The organism is Haloferax sp. s1, from assembly GCF_058382125.1.
Genome location: NZ_JBZRPK010000697.1, coordinates 1 through 16983 on the forward strand (window position 1 = coordinate 1; position 16983 = coordinate 16983).

The 16983-nt window shown below is 62.5% G+C and carries 17 protein-coding genes; 10 read left to right on the top strand and 7 right to left on the bottom strand.

Going from position 1 to position 16983, the window contains the following annotated elements; translation table 11 throughout:
- Window positions 1-841: WD40/YVTN/BNR-like repeat-containing protein (locus QT222_RS18525; protein WP_491478025.1), on the top strand; the 841-nt coding region annotated here is incomplete at its 5' end.
- 108 nt (window positions 842-949) lie between these two features.
- Window positions 950-2032 carry a geranylgeranyl reductase family protein gene (locus QT222_RS18530; protein WP_004058116.1) on the top strand — a complete coding sequence of 361 codons (1083 nt, stop codon included), beginning with the start codon at window positions 950-952 and terminating at the stop codon, window positions 2030-2032.
- A 33-nt stretch (window positions 2033-2065) separates the two neighbouring features.
- Here QT222_RS18530 and ygfZ read toward each other — a convergent pair whose 3' ends face one another.
- Both ygfZ and QT222_RS18540 read right to left on the bottom strand, forming a co-directional pair.
- Entirely contained in the window at window positions 2066-3205 is a 1140-nt protein-coding gene (gene ygfZ / locus QT222_RS18535) for a CAF17-like 4Fe-4S cluster assembly/insertion protein YgfZ (protein WP_004058115.1), read from the bottom strand.
- Window positions 3206-3309: 104 nt separating this feature from the next.
- Window positions 3310-3609: a DUF6432 family protein gene (locus QT222_RS18540; RefSeq protein WP_049917444.1), complete on the bottom strand. Its 300-nt coding sequence runs from the start codon at window positions 3607-3609 to the stop codon at window positions 3310-3312.
- A 104-nt stretch (window positions 3610-3713) separates the two neighbouring features.
- Here QT222_RS18540 and QT222_RS18545 point away from each other — a divergent pair, with 104 nt between their 5' ends.
- The 6 genes from QT222_RS18545 to QT222_RS18570 all read left to right on the top strand — a co-directional run bounded on the left by QT222_RS18545 (window position 3714) and on the right by QT222_RS18570 (window position 9452).
- Window positions 3714-4670: a DUF7093 family protein gene (locus QT222_RS18545; protein WP_004058113.1), complete on the top strand. Its 957-nt coding sequence runs from the start codon at window positions 3714-3716 to the stop codon at window positions 4668-4670.
- Between the two features lie 70 nt (window positions 4671-4740).
- Window positions 4741-5121, top strand: a complete 381-nt coding sequence (locus QT222_RS18550) for a DUF5611 family protein (RefSeq protein WP_004058112.1) — start codon at window positions 4741-4743, stop codon at window positions 5119-5121.
- 254 nt (window positions 5122-5375) lie between these two features.
- Complete coding sequence (locus QT222_RS18555; RefSeq protein ID WP_491478026.1) at window positions 5376-5834, top strand: universal stress protein; 459 nt, start codon at window positions 5376-5378, stop codon at window positions 5832-5834.
- A gap of 199 nt (window positions 5835-6033) precedes the next feature.
- Window positions 6034-7002, top strand: a complete 969-nt coding sequence (locus QT222_RS18560; protein WP_004058109.1) for an ROK family protein — start codon at window positions 6034-6036, stop codon at window positions 7000-7002.
- A 515-nt stretch (window positions 7003-7517) separates the two neighbouring features.
- Window positions 7518-8999 (top strand): LVIVD repeat-containing protein, encoded by a 1482-nt coding sequence (locus tag QT222_RS18565; RefSeq protein WP_491478027.1) that lies wholly within the window; start codon window positions 7518-7520, stop codon window positions 8997-8999.
- A gap of 120 nt (window positions 9000-9119) precedes the next feature.
- The gene (locus QT222_RS18570) at window positions 9120-9452 is read left to right on the top strand and encodes a NifU family protein (RefSeq protein WP_004058105.1); all 333 of its coding nucleotides are present in this window, start codon (window positions 9120-9122) and stop codon (window positions 9450-9452) included.
- A 175-nt stretch (window positions 9453-9627) separates the two neighbouring features.
- Here the strand turns inward: QT222_RS18570 and QT222_RS18575 are convergent, their stop codons facing one another.
- The 3 genes from QT222_RS18575 to QT222_RS18585 are packed head-to-tail and all read right to left on the bottom strand — an operon-like array spanning window position 9628 to window position 12169.
- Window positions 9628-10332 (bottom strand): HAD family hydrolase, encoded by a 705-nt coding sequence (locus tag QT222_RS18575; RefSeq protein WP_491478028.1) that lies wholly within the window; start codon window positions 10330-10332, stop codon window positions 9628-9630.
- A gap of 59 nt (window positions 10333-10391) precedes the next feature.
- A complete protein-coding gene (locus QT222_RS18580; protein ID WP_491478029.1) occupies window positions 10392-11798 on the bottom strand; it encodes a ribonuclease FAU-1 family protein in 1407 nt (468 codons plus the stop codon).
- Complete coding sequence (locus QT222_RS18585) at window positions 11795-12169, bottom strand: DUF7532 family protein (protein WP_004058099.1); 375 nt, start codon at window positions 12167-12169, stop codon at window positions 11795-11797. The genes QT222_RS18580 and QT222_RS18585 overlap by 4 nt, the downstream gene beginning before the upstream one ends.
- A 98-nt stretch (window positions 12170-12267) precedes the next feature.
- On the opposite strand from QT222_RS18585, the gene QT222_RS18590 reads away from it, so the two are divergent.
- On the top strand, window positions 12268-13311 hold the full coding sequence (locus QT222_RS18590) for a PrsW family intramembrane metalloprotease (RefSeq protein WP_004058098.1): 1044 nt from the start codon (window positions 12268-12270) through the stop codon (window positions 13309-13311).
- A gap of 41 nt (window positions 13312-13352) precedes the next feature.
- Here QT222_RS18590 and QT222_RS18595 read toward each other — a convergent pair whose 3' ends face one another.
- The gene (locus QT222_RS18595) at window positions 13353-13964 is read right to left on the bottom strand and encodes a riboflavin synthase (RefSeq protein ID WP_491478030.1); all 612 of its coding nucleotides are present in this window, start codon (window positions 13962-13964) and stop codon (window positions 13353-13355) included.
- A 163-nt stretch (window positions 13965-14127) separates the two neighbouring features.
- On the opposite strand from QT222_RS18595, the gene QT222_RS18600 reads away from it, so the two are divergent.
- Window positions 14128-14823 carry a DUF502 domain-containing protein gene (locus QT222_RS18600; RefSeq protein WP_491478031.1) on the top strand — a complete coding sequence of 232 codons (696 nt, stop codon included), beginning with the start codon at window positions 14128-14130 and terminating at the stop codon, window positions 14821-14823.
- Window positions 14824-14938: 115 nt separating this feature from the next.
- Here QT222_RS18600 and QT222_RS18605 read toward each other — a convergent pair whose 3' ends face one another.
- Window positions 14939-16765 carry an SLC13 family permease gene (locus QT222_RS18605; RefSeq protein ID WP_004058091.1) on the bottom strand — a complete coding sequence of 609 codons (1827 nt, stop codon included), beginning with the start codon at window positions 16763-16765 and terminating at the stop codon, window positions 14939-14941.
- Window positions 16766-16983: the final 218 nt, after the last annotated feature.

A 16983-nucleotide genomic window follows, 5' to 3' on the forward strand; every position in this document is an offset into this window, starting at 1 on the left:
TGCAGGAGTGTTCCGGACGAGAGACGGTGGTGATCCGTGGCCCTCAGTGGGGGAAGACGCCGTTCTGGAGTCGGTGACGAGCCTCGCTATCTCCCCCACCGACCCCGACGTGGTCTACACCGGAAGCGAACCATCGGCTGTGTTCAGGTCGGTTGACGGGGGTGAGACGTGGACTGAACTTCCTCCACTCTCGGACCTCGAATCATCGTCAATGTGGGCGTTCCCGCCGCGGCCACACACCCACCATGCGCGTTGGATCGAAGTGGACCCGACGGACCCCGATAGGCTCTTCGTTGCAATCGAAGCGGGCGCGCTCGTCCGGTCGCTTGATGGCGGCGAGACGTGGCAGGACCGCGTGCCGTCGAGTAAGCGAGACGTTCACTCGATGACGACACATCCCGACAAGCCGGGACACGTCTGGGTTGCCGCGGGCGACGGCTACGCCGAGAGTAACGATGGCGGGAAAACATGGACGACGCCGACAGAAGGACTCGGCCATGGCTACTGCTGGAGCGTCGTCGTCGACTCGGGGGACCCCGATTCGGCCCTCGTGACTGCCGCGAGCAGCGCGATGCGCGCCCACTCGGTCGAGACTGCTGAGACCTTCCTCTACCGCCGCCACGACGACGAGCCGTGGGAACGCCTCGACGAGACTGGCCTTCCGACCGGCACCGGCGTCACGCGCGCCGTCTTGGCTGCCGGACGGGCCGCGGGCGAGTGTTACGCCGTGAACGACCGCGGCCTCTACCGAACGACCGATTTCGGCGATTCGTGGAGCCGACTCGATATTCCGTGGCCGGGGGAGCGACAGACTGCGTCGGGACTTGCGGTTGTCGAGTAGGCCAGATGTGGTCGATTGCCGAGTAGGCCAGATGTGGTCGATTGCCGAGTCGGTTCGTTCGCCGTCCGAAGCGAGAAGATTCATGAGTCGTCGCGCCAACGCCCGATTATGTACGATTTCGCCGTCGTCGGCGTCGGTCCCGCCGGTGCGCGGTTCGCTCGCCGCGCGGCCGAGGCGGGTTACGACGTGCTCGCACTGGAGAAAGGCGAGGTCGGGACGCCCCTCGCGTGCTCCGGCCACGTTAGCACCGATATCTGGGACTACGTCCCCGACGAGGCGCGTGACCACCTCTTTCAGAATCGCATCTACGGGGCCGACTTCCACGTCGGCGGCCCGAACTCGAAGGCCTACCCGTTCTACAAACAGTCCGAAGTCTCGAACGTCATCGACCGCGTCGAACTCGACCGGACGCTCGCCGACTGCGCCCGCGAGGCCGGTGCGGACGTTCGTGAGGGCTACACCGTCACCGCAATCGACGAACTCGATGACCGGGTTCGGCTGACAGTCAGCGTGGCCGGCGAGGCCGGGACCGTCTCCTTCGAGGCGAAGATGGTCGCGGGTTGTGACGGCCCGACCTCTCGGGTCCGCCGGTCGCTCGACCTTCCCGAACCGACAGAGACGCTCCACGGCGTCCTCGCCTTCGACCCCGAACCGGACGATGGCGACTTCGTTGACGTTCACCTCACGGTCCCGCGCTTTTTCGCGTGGCGCATCCCGCGCGGTGATGCGGGCGTCGAGTACGGTCTCGCCGCTCCGCCGGGTGCGGAAGTCAACGAGATGTTCGACGTGCTCACGAACACCTACGACGTGGAGACGGAGCACTTCTGTTCCGGCGCAATTCCTATCGGCCCTCCGGACCGAACGACGACCCGACGGGCGTTCCTCATCGGCGACGCCGCCGCACAGACAAAGCCCTTTACCGGCGGCGGCATCCTCTATGGGATGACGTCCGCGGACCACGCAGCCGCGGTCATCGACCCCGACGACCCGGAGACACTCGCCGACTACGAGGAGGCGTGGCGCGACACGCTCTCCAGAGAGATTCGACTCGGCCACCTCGTGCGCAAGTGCTACTCGTTCCCCGAGTGGCTCCAGCACGTCGGACTCCGGGGGCTGTCGGGTGAAATCGGCGTTCACATGGACAAACCGAGTTCGTTCTTCTCGCGTGAACACCTGAAGAAGTTGTTCTGAGGACGAGACGGGGGCGTTTCCCCTCGTCGGTTCCTATTCCTCCGATTCCAGATACGCCGGAATCCGCGCCGAGCGGGCGCTCCCCTCGACAAACGGCAGCGTCGCGCGAGTCACTGGAACCTGCTCACCATCGACGACGACTGCGAGTTCGTCGGTGTCGAGGTCGTAACCGACGAGCGCGAACCCGATGGTCGACCCGACGACCGGGGCGTCGACGGCACGAGTGACGGTCCCGACCGAGTCGCCGTCGGCGAGCACGTCAGCCCCCGTTTCTGGGAGCACACCCTCCGGGAGCGAACCAGTTCCCGCTTCCGGACGTTCGTCGGCGCGGAAGCCGACGAGACGGCGCGAGGGCTGGCCGCGGTTTTCGACCTTCGAGACGACCTCTTGGCCGACGAAACAGCCCTTATCGAAGTCGATTGCGTGACGGAGACCGACGACGTTCGGCACGTTTCCGCGCAGTTCCGTCTCGAAAAGTGGCGTTCCGGCCTCAGCGGTGAGACTGTCCCACGTCTGGTAGCCGAGAGGAATCGCCGGGTTGCCGTAGAGCAGCAGCGCCTCGAACACGTCTTCGGCATCCTGTGCCCGGCAGATGAGGTCGTAGCCCTCCTCACCGGTGGGGTTGTCGGAGGCGACGACAGTCACACCGAGTTCACCGCCGATAGAGCCGCGGACGAAGGACAATTCGGGTTCGGGCGCACCCGCGCCGGAGAGGATGCTCGCGACTTTCTCGGTCGACTGCGGGCCGTGGACGCCGAAGACGCCGAACTCGTCGGAGGCGTCGCGGATGCGGACGCGCTGGAGGAACGTCTTCGAGCGCCATTCCTCGACGAGCGGCTCCGCGCGGTCCCGCGGCGTAAAGAGCAGCAGTCGCTCGCCGGCGTTGTAGATGTACAACTCTGTCTCGATTCGGCCGTCAGGGTCGAGCAGAAGCGCGTAGACGCCCTCTCCATCTTCTGCCGGAACGGTGTTCGTCACGGCGTTGTCGACGTACTCGATTCGGTCTTCGCCCTCGACGACGACGACGCCGTAGCCGTGTTCGATGACCCCGACACCGTTGCGGACGGCGCGATGTGTCCGCTCGGGACGACCGTAGTTGCTTACGACTTCGACTCCGCCGCGCGTCTCGAACGTCGCACCGTGGGCCTCGTGAATATCGGCGACGAGTGTCATTACTCCCCGTTTTGATTTCAGCGCGTAAAACCCTCCCACTCGCGGTCGAGACACCCGGTTTCGCGCGGGCGTCTCGCGAGTGGTGTCGAACCCGGCTCAGAGTGTTACAGTCCGAGTCGGCCGCGGAGTCGGTCGAACAGCGACTCATCGTCTTCGATGTCTTCGCTGGGGTCCGGAACGACGCGCTCGTCCGGGTGGATGAGCACCCGCGTTTGTGACTCTTCGACCACGATGAGGTTCTCTCCTTTGAGCGCCGACAGCGCCTCTTCGATGGTGTCGATGTCGGCGTCGACGGCAGCCCGGAGTTCGAATACCGTCATTCCCTCGTCGTGGCGGTCGACGAGCGCGTCGAGCACCGCGACCTCGATGTCACGGCGATTCCGAAACTCCCGCCTCGCTCTCATAGCCGACATATCGTTCGCCTCCTGTTTACCTGTACCGACCGTCTGACGGGCGTCCGACAGGCAGGGGGTACCTTTTTGTTCCCGAATCCCGGAATCCTCGCGTAATGGGACTTACTTGCCGTCTTCTCGGGCACTCCTACGGAGATTCCGAGACGGAACGGGAGCGCGAGGAACGCGGCGACGAGGTGGTCGTGTCGATTCGAGAACTACAAGTCTGCACGCGGTGCGGACAAGAACAGGTAATCAGCGAGAACAAGGAGGTGACCGCTATTCGGACCCCCGAAGAACTCGGGATGACGGAAGGTGAAGCCGAAACAGCGGCAGCGGGATTCGAACCTGCAAACCCGATGCCGGGCACTGACGAGGCCGACAGCCCGGATATCGAGACAGCGCCGGACCCGGAGACGGAGACCGGAGCAGGAGCGGGTACCGAAGCAGAAGCCGAAGTACAGTCGACGGGGGACCACCCGACAGCCGACGAGACGCCCGACGCTGAGGAGGCGGACGCCGTCGACGCGCCGCCGGTCACCGACGACGCCATCATCCTCGGCGAGGACGAGGAAGAGTCGGTCCAGCGCGACCGGACGCAGTGGCCCGACGAGGTCGACGAGGTCGAAACCGACGACCCGATGCCCGAGACGCCCGTTGAGGGCGACGACGCAGAGTTCATCGACGCGGACGCCGAAGTGGACGAGACCGACGCAGCACCTGAACAGACCCGCAAGCGCGGCGCGTGGCCGGACCCGCCGGGCGAAGACGAAGGATGGGACGCGGAACCGGACGACGGCGAGCCTGTCTCCGTCTCTTTCGGCGGCGGTCTGGCGCCGGAGGGCAACGGGTCCACAGCACCCGAGTCGAACGGCCAGTACATCGACGCCGAAAGCGAAGACGACTTCGTCCGCGCTGACGAGACGAACGTCGCGAGCGAAGCGCCCGACGAAGCAATCGAGTACTACTGCCCGAACTGCGGGCATGCTCGCGGCGCGTCAGCCTCATCGATGCGCGCGGGCGACATCTGCCCCGAGTGTAAAAAAGGGTACATCGCAGAGCGGGAATCCTGACCGCGCCACGCCGTCGCAGGCGTTGCAGAGTCACGAAACAGGTAAACCATCCCCTGTCGAAAAGGCGTCCATGAAGGAGTACAAGATGCGTCGTGGGGAGACGCTCGAAGAACGAATCCCCGACATGGAAGCGACCGTCGAGGACTACTTCGGTTCGATTACGGGAACTGAAGAGTACAAAGGAAGCGAACTGTACGTCATCGACGAACCCGAAAACCCCGTGTTCAAGCGCGTCGTCGCCGGGGCCGTCGAGTACAGCGGAAAGAAGGACAAACTCGCAGTCAACTTCGAAGAAGCTGACCCGGCGGATCTGGCTCCTGAGGACCTCGAAGCCGCTGGCGAAGCCGTCAGCGCGAAAAACGACTTCCTGCTCGAAGCGACGGGTCGCGATGCGAAGTCGCGCCGCAACTCGATGAAACGCGCAGTCGAAGACGACTCACCTGACTTCTGAGTCACCTGTAGCGCGATTCGGTTTTCTTGCAGGCTGTTCTCTGAGTAGCCACACCACCGATTCGAATGGGATGACTGATTCGGACCTGTTTGCCAGCTATCGGATGACGCCCTCTACCCAGCGGAAACTACATGATGCTACCATTCGACACACCGCCTGTGAGCGACTGCAAACCGTAGCAAGACGAATTTTTATTTCGAATTTGAGTAAAAACTCCCGGCACGGTTAAGTGATGCCGGTTCGAACCCTGTGGTATGGCTATCGAAACTATCTTGCTCGCCGTTGGCGCGAGCGATGCGGACCGACTCGACAGACTCGCCGAAGAGAGTATCGACGTTGCGGGCCCGACCGGTGCGACGGTCGTCATCGGTCACGTCTTCACGAAAGCGGAGTACAACGACGCGCTCGACAACCTCGACTTCGACGTTACTGCCGAGGAAGTCTCGGGAGATGACGTCGCGCGGCGACACGCGACCGTCCGCGACCTCGTCCGTCGATTCGACGACGCAGGCGTCAGCTACGAGATTCGCGGTCCAGTCGGCGACCACGGTGAGAAACTCATCGAACTCGCAGGCGACGTCGACGCTGACCGGCTCATCGTCGGTGGTCGAAAGCGCTCACCAGCCGGTAAGGCTGTTTTCGGGAGTCTCGCACAGGAAGTCATGCTCGAATCTCCGTGCCCCGTCACGTTCGTCCGCGCGGACACGAAATAGACACCGTCTAAATGTTCTCTCGCGGGTAGCGATATCCCTTCGTCCGTTGTTACCGGATTCACGGTTGTCCATAGGCCATTCTATCCCACATCTCCAGCGAATCCTATCGAATAGGTAACTAATAATCTGTTACCAACTCACGAGTAAATCTGTGTAAAATCCCGCTTAGTTAAGTGGAGGGCGCATCCCTATGGGAATAATGGCGTACTACGTGGGCGTCGACCTGGGGGCGACAAACGTCCGTTCGGTGGTTGCCGACGACGAGGGAACAGTCCTCGGGCAGTCCCGTGATAGAACTCCACGCGGGCCGACAGGTATCGCAGTTACCGAGGCAGTGCTCGGCGTCGTCCGTGAGGCATGTGACGAAGCGGGTATCGACCCGAGCGAGGCAGTTGCCGCCGGTATCGGCGCGATTGGTCCGCTCGACTTGGCTGAGGGTGCAGTCGAGAACCCGGCGAACCTCCCGGACACCATCGACCGGATTCCGTTGACCGGTCCGATTTCGGTGCTCCTCGATACGGACGAAGTGTACCTCCACAACGACACCAACGCCGGCGTCATCGGCGAGCGGTTCCACTCGGACCGGAACCCCGACGATATGGTGTATCTCACTATCTCCTCCGGTATCGGTGCGGGTGTCTGTGTGGACGGGCACATCATCGATGGGTGGGACGGCAACGCCGGTGAAGTCGGTCACATGACGCTCGACCCCCATGGCTTCATGACGTGTGGGTGTGGTCACGACGGACACTGGGAGGGCTACTGTTCGGGGAACAACATCCCGAAATACGCCCGCGAACTTCACGAAGAAGACCCCGTCGAAACCGCGTTGCCGGTAGAAAACCCGACGTTCTCCGCAGTGGACGTGTTCGAACACGCTGGCAAGGACGACTTCGCCGACCACGTCATCAGCCAACTGGGCCACTGGAACGCGATGGGCGTCGCCAATATCGTTCACGCGTACGCCCCGCTTATCATCTACGTCGGCGGCGCAGTCGCACTCAACAACCCCGACTTGGTGTTGGACCCAATCCGAGAACAGATGAGCAACATGGTTATGTCGAACATTCCTGAGATTCAACTCACGACGCTCGGCGACGAAGTGGTCGTCGAGGGTGCACTCGCAAGTGCGATGACCGCTGGGACCGGAGACCGCTCACGGTTGTAAGACCGTGAGAACGCAACAGTTGTAGCGTTGGTGGAATTGGCGACCAGTCTCGAATCTGATGCTTACGAATGCTTCCGGTGAGAGCATTGCCGAGGCTAGGAACTACTTACGACTACGGCATTCGCGTAGTGATTCCCTTAGCCGCCGACTGGTCGGTCAAAATCCACCACTTAGTTATCTAATCTGATATTCGGTGGCGCAGTCTTATAACCTCCCTCGAAAAATGCGATGATGTGCACCCGACGACGCCGAACAACTCGGCGCGCCGGTCGGCGTTTCCCCGTTCCCGCCGAACCACATGGTGCACGGGCGTTCCACCGGAAGCCTAGAACGGGACGGTCGGCATCCCCACCACCACTGCCGACCATTCGACGCCGATGGGGCCACCCACACCCACCCACCCACCCACACCCCTCGGCGTCGTTCCAATTCTCAGTGACTCTACAGCCCAGCAAGTATGCCCCTGCCCTGACAGTCGCCGTCCTATTTTTCCCCTCTGACCCCAGAGACTAGCTGTGGACCGCCGCCAGTTCCTTCACGTGACCGGTGCGGCCCTCCTCGCAGGCGTCACCGGCACGTCTCACACCGCAGTCGCCCATCCTGGCCCGTTCGAACCGCTCGGCCGCATCGATATCGACGGCGCGAAGGAAGCCGTCCTCTCGCCCGACGGGAAAACGGCCTTCGTCGCCGCAACGACCGGCTACGTGATAGTCGACATCTCGACTCCCGACCGGCCGCGCATCATCGCCGAGCGGCGCAACCTGCTCGCAGACCGCGACGATGGTCCGCTGCGTGGCATCTTCGACGTGAAACTGGACGACGACACACTCCTCGTCGTCGGTCCGGCGAACCCGCTTCCGGGTGCGCCAACTGGCGTCCTCGTTGTCGATGTCTCCGACCCACACGCTCCCGAGAAACACGGCTTCTACGAGACGGAATTCCCCATCCACAACTGCTTCGCTGCCGACGGACGAGCGTATCTCACCGCCAACGACGGCGACGAAAACCCGCTTGTCGTCCTCGACATCGAGACCGGTGACGAACTCGGTCGCTGGTCCGTCGTCTCGGCGGACGAGCGCTGGGCCACCGTTCCATCGGGGGTTCGGGCCGTCCACGACGTGTGGGTCCAAGACGAGATTGCGCACATCGCACTCTGGGACGCTGGTACGTGGCTTGTCGACCTTTCGGACCCCGATGACCCCTCGGTACTCGGGTCTGTCTCACCTGGTGACCCAGACACGATTGCGGACCTTCCGATTCGCCAGCGCCAACTTGCGGGCCGAACACCGCCCGGAAACCATCATTACGTCGCAACCGACGATTCCGGCGACCTGCTCGGCGTCGGCATCGAGTCGTGGGGCGTCGAAATCGAACGTGACGACGAGACGACGGACCTCGTCGGCGGGCCGAGCGGAGTCGAACTCTGGGATATCTCCGACCCGTCGAATCCGACGCGACTATCGACAATCGACCCCCCGACCAGCCCGGACCCGACGTTCGGCGGCGTCTGGACCACCGCACACAACTTCGATTTCCACGACGGCCACCTCTACACTTCGTGGTACCGTGGTGGTGTGAAGCTCCACGACGTATCGGACCCGACCGACCCGATGGAACTCGCGTGGTGGCGCGACCCCACTCGTGCGAGTTTCTGGACCGCGCAGTACGCCTACCCCTTCGCCGACGAGGGCGTCTTCGCCGCGTCGAGTTGGGGCGGCCGAGACGGGTTGGGTGCGCTCTACACGTTTCCCGACCACGCCGGCGAGCAACGCGACCCACCGCCGCTCGGTGCTGAACCGTCGACTAACTCATCACACAACACACACAACTCCGCGGGGACGGCGACTTTCGGAGCAGAATCGACGCCGACGGCATCGGCGACCGAGACAACTCCGACATCCACTACGACCGACGCGACGGGGTTCGGGCTTGGCGTTGGAACCGCCGCGCTCGTGGCTGCTAGCTGGTGGTCTCGGCATCGTCGCCGTAGTGAGTGACGTGGTGCGTCGACCGACCACGCGAATCTATCACGAACAACCGGGACAGCCTTTCTCTCGTCTGTTTGTGAGTGGTGAGAACCGTTTCATTCTCATACGTGGGCTACGAAGCTTCTGAACATGAGCGACGAGTCGGAGAGTCTCAAAGAGCGCGTCGAGACGTGGATGGTCGGCCAGATGCCCATCATCCAGATGCACGGCGGCAACAGCGTCGTGCGCAAGGCCGATGCCGAGTCCGGGGAGGTCGTCGTCGAACTCGGCGGTGCCTGCGCCGGATGCGGCATCTCCAACATCACCGCCCAGAACATTCAGTCGGACCTCATCATGACGTTCGACGAGATAACGGACGTACAGGTCAAAGTCCCCAGTTCGGGCGACCACGGGAGCAGTACCGTCGAAGGCGGTCGCGGCGGGGAACTGCAGTACGGCGACGAAGGCCCTGGACATTTCTAACCACCTTTTTTTAACAGGGTCCTCGGCGACTTCATCGCCTCGAACCCTGCCAAAAAATCTGGACCACCGCCAGAAGTCGTCGACTTCTGGCTGTTCAGCCAGAACGTACCGTGTTCTGGCGACAAAAATCCGAACCTCGCTTCGCTCGGTTTGGTTCAGAGTCAGACCGCGGTAGTTACATGAGTTCACCGATGAGCCGCGGTAATTCGTCGAGATTGTCGATTTCGTAATCCGATTCTCGTTCAGGTCCCCGCGATATGGGCGACTCCCTCGATACGTGAACGGTCGTCATGCCGACCTCTGCGGCCCACATATCTTCGTCTAACCGGTCTCCAACCATGACGCAGTCCGTCCCGTCGAGTCCGGTTTCGTCTAAGAAAATTTCGAACGGTTCGACGGTCGACTTCTCCGCTTGAATCGCCGTCGAATACAGCACTACGTCGAACTTGTCCGCGATATCAGCGGACCCAAGGCGGGTCTCGGTCATCATCCGATTCCCGTTCGAGATGACCCCCGTGACGAAGCCCTGACGGCGACAGAATCGAAGTACGGATTCGGCGTGTTCGTCCAGATGCTGGTGTTGCAAGCGCGTCTCCCAGAACAGTCGGTCTAAGAACGCTTTCTCCTTCGCCGAGACGTCTTCCCCCCACACGTCGAAAAAGACCTCCGAGAACGTCCCGAAGTGGAACCGGCGATAGTCTCTGTGGTACTGCTCTGCGAACCGAGCGCTGGCGTCCCTCAAAATCGACTCGAACGCCGACGCTTCGAGTTCGTATCCACTCTCACACAGGCATTCGTACAGGGCCGCCGTCGCCTTCGAAACGTCGTTCTCTCCGTGAAATAACGTCCCACCCAAATCGAATGCCACAGCGTCAACCATTCGTTGGGAAGCACATCCTCACCCCGTGAAATCACTTCGTATTGACAGACGAGGCGATGTTATCCCGACAGCGCCGACTCCAGACTCGACGCCACCGACCGCGCTTTCTCCGCGAGTTCCGCCGAGATATGTCCGGCTTCGACCGCCTCTTCTAACTCGTCGTCGTCGACACGCTCGACGGTACCGTCGGCGTGTTTCACCACGTCGACGTGGAGGTCGGTGTAGCGAATCTGGTCCGGGAAGCACTCCACCGGAGTACAGATGTTGACGTAAGTCCCCTTCACCCCGCCTTCCGAACTTCGGTAGACGGTTGGGTACCACCAGCGTCCTTCGCGGAACTTCGTTATCGCCACGTCGCCCGACTCGCGGTCGACGCCGAGGGCGTCGTAGGTTCCGCCGCCGGTCATCTGGCGGCGGAGTTCGAGGGTTCCTTCGGGGTCGTATTCCGAAACCTCTCCGGAGCCGAGAGTGATGAGTCGGCCGTCGGGCTTCCCGTGGCCGATTTCCACGTCGTCGCCCTCGCGTGGGCCGAACTGCGCAGTAACCACGCCGAACGGGAATTCGCCGTCGCCGACCGATGCGCAGAGTGCTTCGGCGAGGTCGACACCCGCGGAGGCCTTCGGCGACGCGGCCTTCGTCCGGTGATGGCCGGGCATCGTCGTCTCGACGGCTCGACGATGCTTGTCGAGTTCGAAACGGGTCTCGCGGCCGAACCAGACCCAGTTCGTCGCCGTCGGTGCGGCGACCGTGCGGGGTGCATCGACCGGTTCGTCGAGAGCTGCGTCGAGTTCGCTGGCGACCTCGGCGGCCCGGTCGAGCGCGTCGTCGAGCGCGCTCATGTCGGCATCGACGGCGTCTCTGTGCCAGCGGATTCCCCACCCCTCCGGCGGGTCACCGCCGAGCAGGTCGGTCATCCCGGCGAGTTCGCGGGCCGCGGCTTCGTCTCGCGTGTCGACGCGGACGCCATCCGTATCCGGGTCGAGCGTGGCGAGACCGGCGATAGCGCGGATGTCGCCCGTCAGTTCTGCGCGACGACTCGCCCACGGCGGAGCCGACTCGGAAATCTGCACACGGACCTCGTCGCCGACCTCGACACGGCCGTCGAAGTCGCCGTAGGAAAGATACCCCTCCGTCTCGCCGAGGTCGCAGATGGCACCGCCGCCGAGCGTCTCGGTTACGCGGGCGTCGAACACCGCACCGGTCGGGGCCGGGTCGTCCCACGCGAAGGTGTCGATGCCGAGGTCGCACAACTGCTCGGTAGCGGTGGCGACTGCGTCGGGCGTTCCCATCGCGCCGACACCCTGTCGGTTTCGCGTGGTTTCGACCGACACGTCGTGGTCCGTAGACTCGAACTCGGTGTCGAACCGCTCTCGAATCGGCGCGGAGGCCTGGACTATGTTGTGGCCGGCGTCGAGGAACAACCGAGTCAGCGCCGTTGTGTAGATGCCCCGAACGCGGACCTTCATAGGTCGTCTGGGTCGTGAGCGAACTTCACGCGCCCTTCGACGGTCGGTCCGAGCGTGAGTTCGACTACGTCCTCCGAGAGGATGCGTCCGCCCTCGATGGGGACGCCCCACGAATCGAACTTGAGGTAGCCGCGGAGTTCAGCCCCGTGCGTGTAGGTGTCGACGTGGTCGACGGTGTGTTCCTGTACGTCGCTGGCGCTGTGGGCCATCTCCATGTCGGAGTAGAACGTGCCGCCGTCGCCGAAGAACTGTTCGATGCTTTCGGCATCCGATTCGACTGCGTCACTCACGAGGTCCGACGCGGCCCGGAGGTCGTCGGTATCGAGGCCGACCTCGCGGAGCGCCGCCTGTTCGCGGGGGTCGAAGTGCATATCCGCCCTTTGGGTTGAAGGTTTTAACTTCGCTCGGTCGGGCGCGGCGTCGCCTCAGGGCGAAGCTATTACCCAAATGAATCCCTCTTTTTCACCTAATGGAAGGGAGACAGGACCCGGTCGAACGCGCCGCCGACGGGGAGACGGACCTCTATGATATCGCAACGTGGGAGGAGCGAACCTCTGTCGATGGCCTCGTGGTGGCGTTCCACTGGCTGTTGCACGTCTCGTCTCGCGCCGTTATCGTACTCACAGCGTTCACTATCCTCGCCTTAATCGGTGGCCTCTCCGCCATTACCGACCCGCAGGTTGGGTTTCTCACGCTGCTTTCGGCCCTCCCGGCGCTCGGGCTCGCGGGGTACGTCTACTACACTGATGTGACGGATAACGAGCCGCTGTGGTTACTCGTGGTGACGTTCCTCCTCGGCGTCCTCACGGCGACGTTCGCGGCCGTCCTCAACTCGCTTTTGAGCAACGCTGGCCAGCAGATTGCGAGCGAACTCTCGCTGTCGGTCGGCTTCATCGGCTCCGTCATCTTCTTCTATCTCGTCGTCGGCCCGGTCGAGGAGGTCGTAAAACTGCTCGCAGTCAGGCTCTACGCCTACTCGCATGACAGTTTCAACGCCGTCATCGACGGAGCGGTCTACGGTGCGATGGCAGGACTCGGGTTTGCGACCATCGAGAACGCGCTGTACATCACGCGTAACCTCCAAGCCTCCGGACTCGACCTCGGTGTCACAAGCGGCGTCGGAATCATCGGTGCTGGCGGGACGATTACGGCGGTTCGCGCACTCGCCGGTCCGGGCCACGTCATCTACTCGGCCATCGCTGGCTACTACCTCGGCCTCGCCAAATTCAACCGAGAGAACGCCGGCCCAATCGTCATCAAGGGACTGCTCCTCGCGGCGCTCGTCCACGCGACGTACAACTCTACGGTCGGTCTCGGCGCAACCGCCGTCTCGGCGATAACGGGACTCGGCGAACTTCCGTCGTTCCTCGTGTACGTCATCATCTACGACGGCGTCTTCGGTCTCTACCTTATCGGGAAACTCCACCGCTACAGTAACGCGTACCACGACGCCCACGACAACGGCCCGAGTGCAGCGGCGTTCACGTCAGAGCGGACGGAGTTCGAAGACTGAACCGCGAAAACGTCGTTAGTCGACGATTTTCGAGTAGCCGTCTACTCGACCAGTAACCGCTCTGTGTACCCCTCGAGCATCGACTCGACGTACTTCGCTATCACGTCGACTTCGACGTGAATCGGGTCGCCGGCGTCCTTCTCGGAGAGCGTCGTCAGGTCGTAGGTTGTTGGGATGATAGCTACAGTAAAGGAGTCCTCGCGCCGGTCGGCCACGGTGAGGCTGATGCCGTCGAGACAGACGGACCCCTTTTGAACGACGTAGTTCGACAGCGACTCGGGGAGGTCGAACTCGAAGAACCAGTCGTCACCGACTCGTTCGACGTTCGTGACCGTCGTCGTCCCGTCGACGTGGCCCTGAACGATGTGCCCATCGAACCGGTCGTCGGCCGCAAGTGCGCGTTCGAGGTTGACTCGGTCGCCCTCCGAAACCTCGCCGAGGTACGTCTTCTCGACGGTTTCTGTGGCGAGGAAGACTTCGAACCAGTCGTCGCCGAACTCCTCGACGGTCAGACAGACGCCGGAGACGGCAATGGACTGGCCGTGATGGAGGTCGTCGAACGCGAGGTCGGTCCGGATGCGGAGGCGGCGACCACCCTCGGTGTCAGTTACGCCGACGATTTCGCCCGAGCCTTCCACAATGCCTGTGAACATACTGACTGCTTTGGGAGGTGAGACTTAACCATTCTCATTTCTGTTTTCTATCACGTTTCTGTGATGGATGCCGTTTGTTTCGCAGTCCGCGTTTTCTGTCCGGGAGGAATGTGCCATGCTAACTCGACCATACAATTTTACTCTTATCGGTCGCAGTCCCCGTATGACCGTTCTCTCACGGCTCCGAAGCAGTTTCGTGACTGGGCTAATCCTCGTCTCGCCCCTCGCCGTGACCGTGTTCGTCCTCCAGTTCACGTTCAACCGTATCACCACGACGCTACGGCCACTCGTTCGACAGGTCACGCCGTTTCTCGCCACGGTGCTCAACTACTCGGGAGATATCGTCCTAATCTCGCAGGTGCTGTCGGCGTTCATCATCGCGATAGCTATCTCACTCATTGGATACCTCGCGTCGATAAGCCTCGGCCAGCGACTCTTCGGTAGTTTCGAACGCGGTGTCAAACTCCTCCCGCTCGTCCGCACCATCTACTTCGGCGTCCGGCAAGTTTCGGAGTCGCTTACCGAACCGACCGCGGGCTACGACCGGGTCGTCCTCGTCGAGTACCCGCGAGAGGGGGTCTATTCGATTGGGTTCGTCACCAACGAGGCACCGTCGCCGGTGGTGAATGCGCTCGAAACGGACCTCTACACGGTGTTTCTTCCCCACAGTCCGAACCCGACCGCTGGCGCGCTCATCATGGTCTCGGACGACGAAATCCGCGAACTCGACATGCCGGTCCGCCGTGGACTGCGTCTGCTCGTCACTACGGGATTGAGCATCGACGACCCCGAGACGCTCCCATCGGGTCCGGCAGCCTACTCGCCGTCGAACTCGGACGGCAGAGACGGTTCACACTGATAGCAGAGACGGTTCACACTGATAGCAGAGACGGTTCACACTCGGATAGCAGAGACGGTTCGAACTTAGACAGCACGAGCGAGACCTCTTCTGAACAAACACAGGCTGAATGAAGTCAGATTCCCCACAGGAGGACGATGCCGACCGTCGTCACCACCGTCAGCAGTAATTGCAGCGGCGCACCGACGCGGAGGTAGTCGGTAAAGCGGTATCCGCCGGGTCCGTAGACCATGAGATTCGTCTGGTAGCCGATGGGAGTCATAAACGCGGTGCTCCCGCCGAACGTGACGGCGATGGCAAAGCCGAATGGGTCCGCGCCGAGCCTGAACGCCGTGTCGATGGCGACGGGTACAACGAGCACGACGCTCGCGACGGGCGTGATGACGTTCGCCAAAAGCCCCGTGAGCAAGTAGAACGCGGCGAGAATGGCGACCGCGGGGAGGTACGCCGTGGCGATGCCGAGGAAGTCGGCGATGAGCGTGACCCCACCGGTCAATTGGAGTGCGCGACCGAGCGGAATCACCCCGGCGAGGAGGAAGATAACGTTCCAACTCACCGCTTCGTAGGCCTCACTCGTCGAGAGACATCCCGTCGAGACCATCGCCGCGACGCCACCGAGCGCGGCAATCGCGATGGGAACGACGCCGAGTGCTGCCAGTCCGATGACCGCCGCGACGATGGCAAACGCCCGACCTGTCGTCGGTGACAGCCCTCCGTTTTGTTCCATCACTTTCTCAGACACCTCGCTCGTCACGACGAAATCACTGCTCTCGCGAAGGTATCGTGCCGCCTCGTTCGTCGTCTGGAGGAGCAGTGAGTCACCGGTGCGGAGTTCGACATCCCGAAAGTGTTTGCGAATGAGGTCGCCACCGCGCCGGCGCACGGCAAGCACCGTCGCGTCGTATCGCTCGCGGAGGCGCGCTTCCCCGATAGTTTCGCCGATGAGTCCTGATTCCCGCGGGACGACCAGTTCGACGAGCGTCACGCGTTCGGGGTGGTCGAGTTCGGCATCGGTCACGGATGCCCGCGGAAGAAATCGGAGGTCGGCGAGGGTACAGAATCGACGAATCGTCGCGGGGTCGCCGCGGACGGTGAGAATATCCCGTGCCGTCACCTCCCGGTCGGAGTCGGCGGCGATGAAGTGTTCGCCGCCGCGGAGCACGTCGAGGACGTCGACGTTGAGGTCGCGGTGGGTGTCGTCGGCGACTTCCCTCACGGGCGCGCCGACAAGCGGCGACCGAGACGGGACCAGCACCCGGGCGAGAAACGGCTCGACGCCGTAGTTCGCCGTTCTGTTACCCGGTTCGATTCGCTCGGGAAGGAGCCGCGGGGCGACGGTCAAGAGATACACGGAACCGACGACGAACACGAGCGCACCAAGGGGCGTAAAAACGAACATCGAAAACGGCGGGTTCCCGGTCGTGACGGCGTACGCCTCACTGGCGACGAGATTTGTTGCAGTACCGATGAGCGTCAGCGTCCCGCCGAGCATCGAGGCGTACGAAAGCGGTATGAGCAGTTTCGACGGCGACACCTGCGCTTGGTCGGCGAGGTCGGAGACCATCGGGATGAACACCGCCACGACCGGCGTGTTGTTGACGATGCCCGCGATTGGCCCGGTTAGCCCGACGACCGCACCGAGTAATCTGTTCTCGTTGCCATGGGTGAACTGCGAGATCGCATCACCGAGCAGTCGAATCGCCCCCGTCTGCCGAACCCCCTCGCTGAGGGCGAACATCGAGAGAATCGTAATCGTCGCCGTGCTCGAAAAGCCCGAAAGGCCGGTCTGGAGGTCGACTCGCGTCCACGGTTCGAGAACGACGAGCGCCACGATAACGCCGATGGCGGTCATATCCGGCGGTACCACTTCGGTCATGAAGAGGACCATCGTCACGACCACAAGTGCGAACACCACGAGCATCCCGGCCGTGACGGCGACCATGTACGTTATCGACCCGGAGACGGCTTAATGGTGTCTCGGATGAGATTAGCGAGAGCTAACAAGAGGCTCGATTAACTCGGGCCGCGACGTTTTTGTCCGCACGTAGACTATCGGCGTTCGATGGGACCCGGAATCTTGGACATGGTCGGTCCCCGTGCGTCCCTCATCCTGTCTCTTATACACATTCGACGCTGCCGACGACCTTACCCGGATGCTTT

Coding starts and splice junctions, on each gene's coding strand:
- QT222_RS18590 (WP_004058098.1), top strand. CDS start 12,268: ATGGAAGGGAGACAGGACCCGGTCGAACGCGCCGCCGACGGGGAGACG.
- QT222_RS18550 (WP_004058112.1), top strand. CDS start 4,741: ATGAAGGAGTACAAGATGCGTCGTGGGGAGACGCTCGAAGAACGAATC.
- QT222_RS18600 (WP_491478031.1), top strand. CDS start 14,128: ATGACCGTTCTCTCACGGCTCCGAAGCAGTTTCGTGACTGGGCTAATC.
- QT222_RS18545 (WP_004058113.1), top strand. CDS start 3,714: ATGGGACTTACTTGCCGTCTTCTCGGGCACTCCTACGGAGATTCCGAG.
- QT222_RS18560 (WP_004058109.1), top strand. CDS start 6,034: ATGGCGTACTACGTGGGCGTCGACCTGGGGGCGACAAACGTCCGTTCG.
- QT222_RS18580 (WP_491478029.1), bottom strand. CDS start 11,798: ATGAAGGTCCGCGTTCGGGGCATCTACACAACGGCGCTGACTCGGTTG.
- QT222_RS18585 (WP_004058099.1), bottom strand. CDS start 12,169: ATGCACTTCGACCCCCGCGAACAGGCGGCGCTCCGCGAGGTCGGCCTC.
- QT222_RS18570 (WP_004058105.1), top strand. CDS start 9,120: ATGAGCGACGAGTCGGAGAGTCTCAAAGAGCGCGTCGAGACGTGGATG.
- QT222_RS18575 (WP_491478028.1), bottom strand. CDS start 10,332: ATGGTTGACGCTGTGGCATTCGATTTGGGTGGGACGTTATTTCACGGA.
- QT222_RS18540 (WP_049917444.1), bottom strand. CDS start 3,609: ATGAGAGCGAGGCGGGAGTTTCGGAATCGCCGTGACATCGAGGTCGCG.
- QT222_RS18595 (WP_491478030.1), bottom strand. CDS start 13,964: ATGTTCACAGGCATTGTGGAAGGCTCGGGCGAAATCGTCGGCGTAACT.
- QT222_RS18605 (WP_004058091.1), bottom strand. CDS start 16,765: ATGGTCGCCGTCACGGCCGGGATGCTCGTGGTGTTCGCACTTGTGGTC.
- ygfZ (WP_004058115.1), bottom strand. CDS start 3,205: ATGACACTCGTCGCCGATATTCACGAGGCCCACGGTGCGACGTTCGAG.
- QT222_RS18530 (WP_004058116.1), top strand. CDS start 950: ATGTACGATTTCGCCGTCGTCGGCGTCGGTCCCGCCGGTGCGCGGTTC.
- QT222_RS18555 (WP_491478026.1), top strand. CDS start 5,376: ATGGCTATCGAAACTATCTTGCTCGCCGTTGGCGCGAGCGATGCGGAC.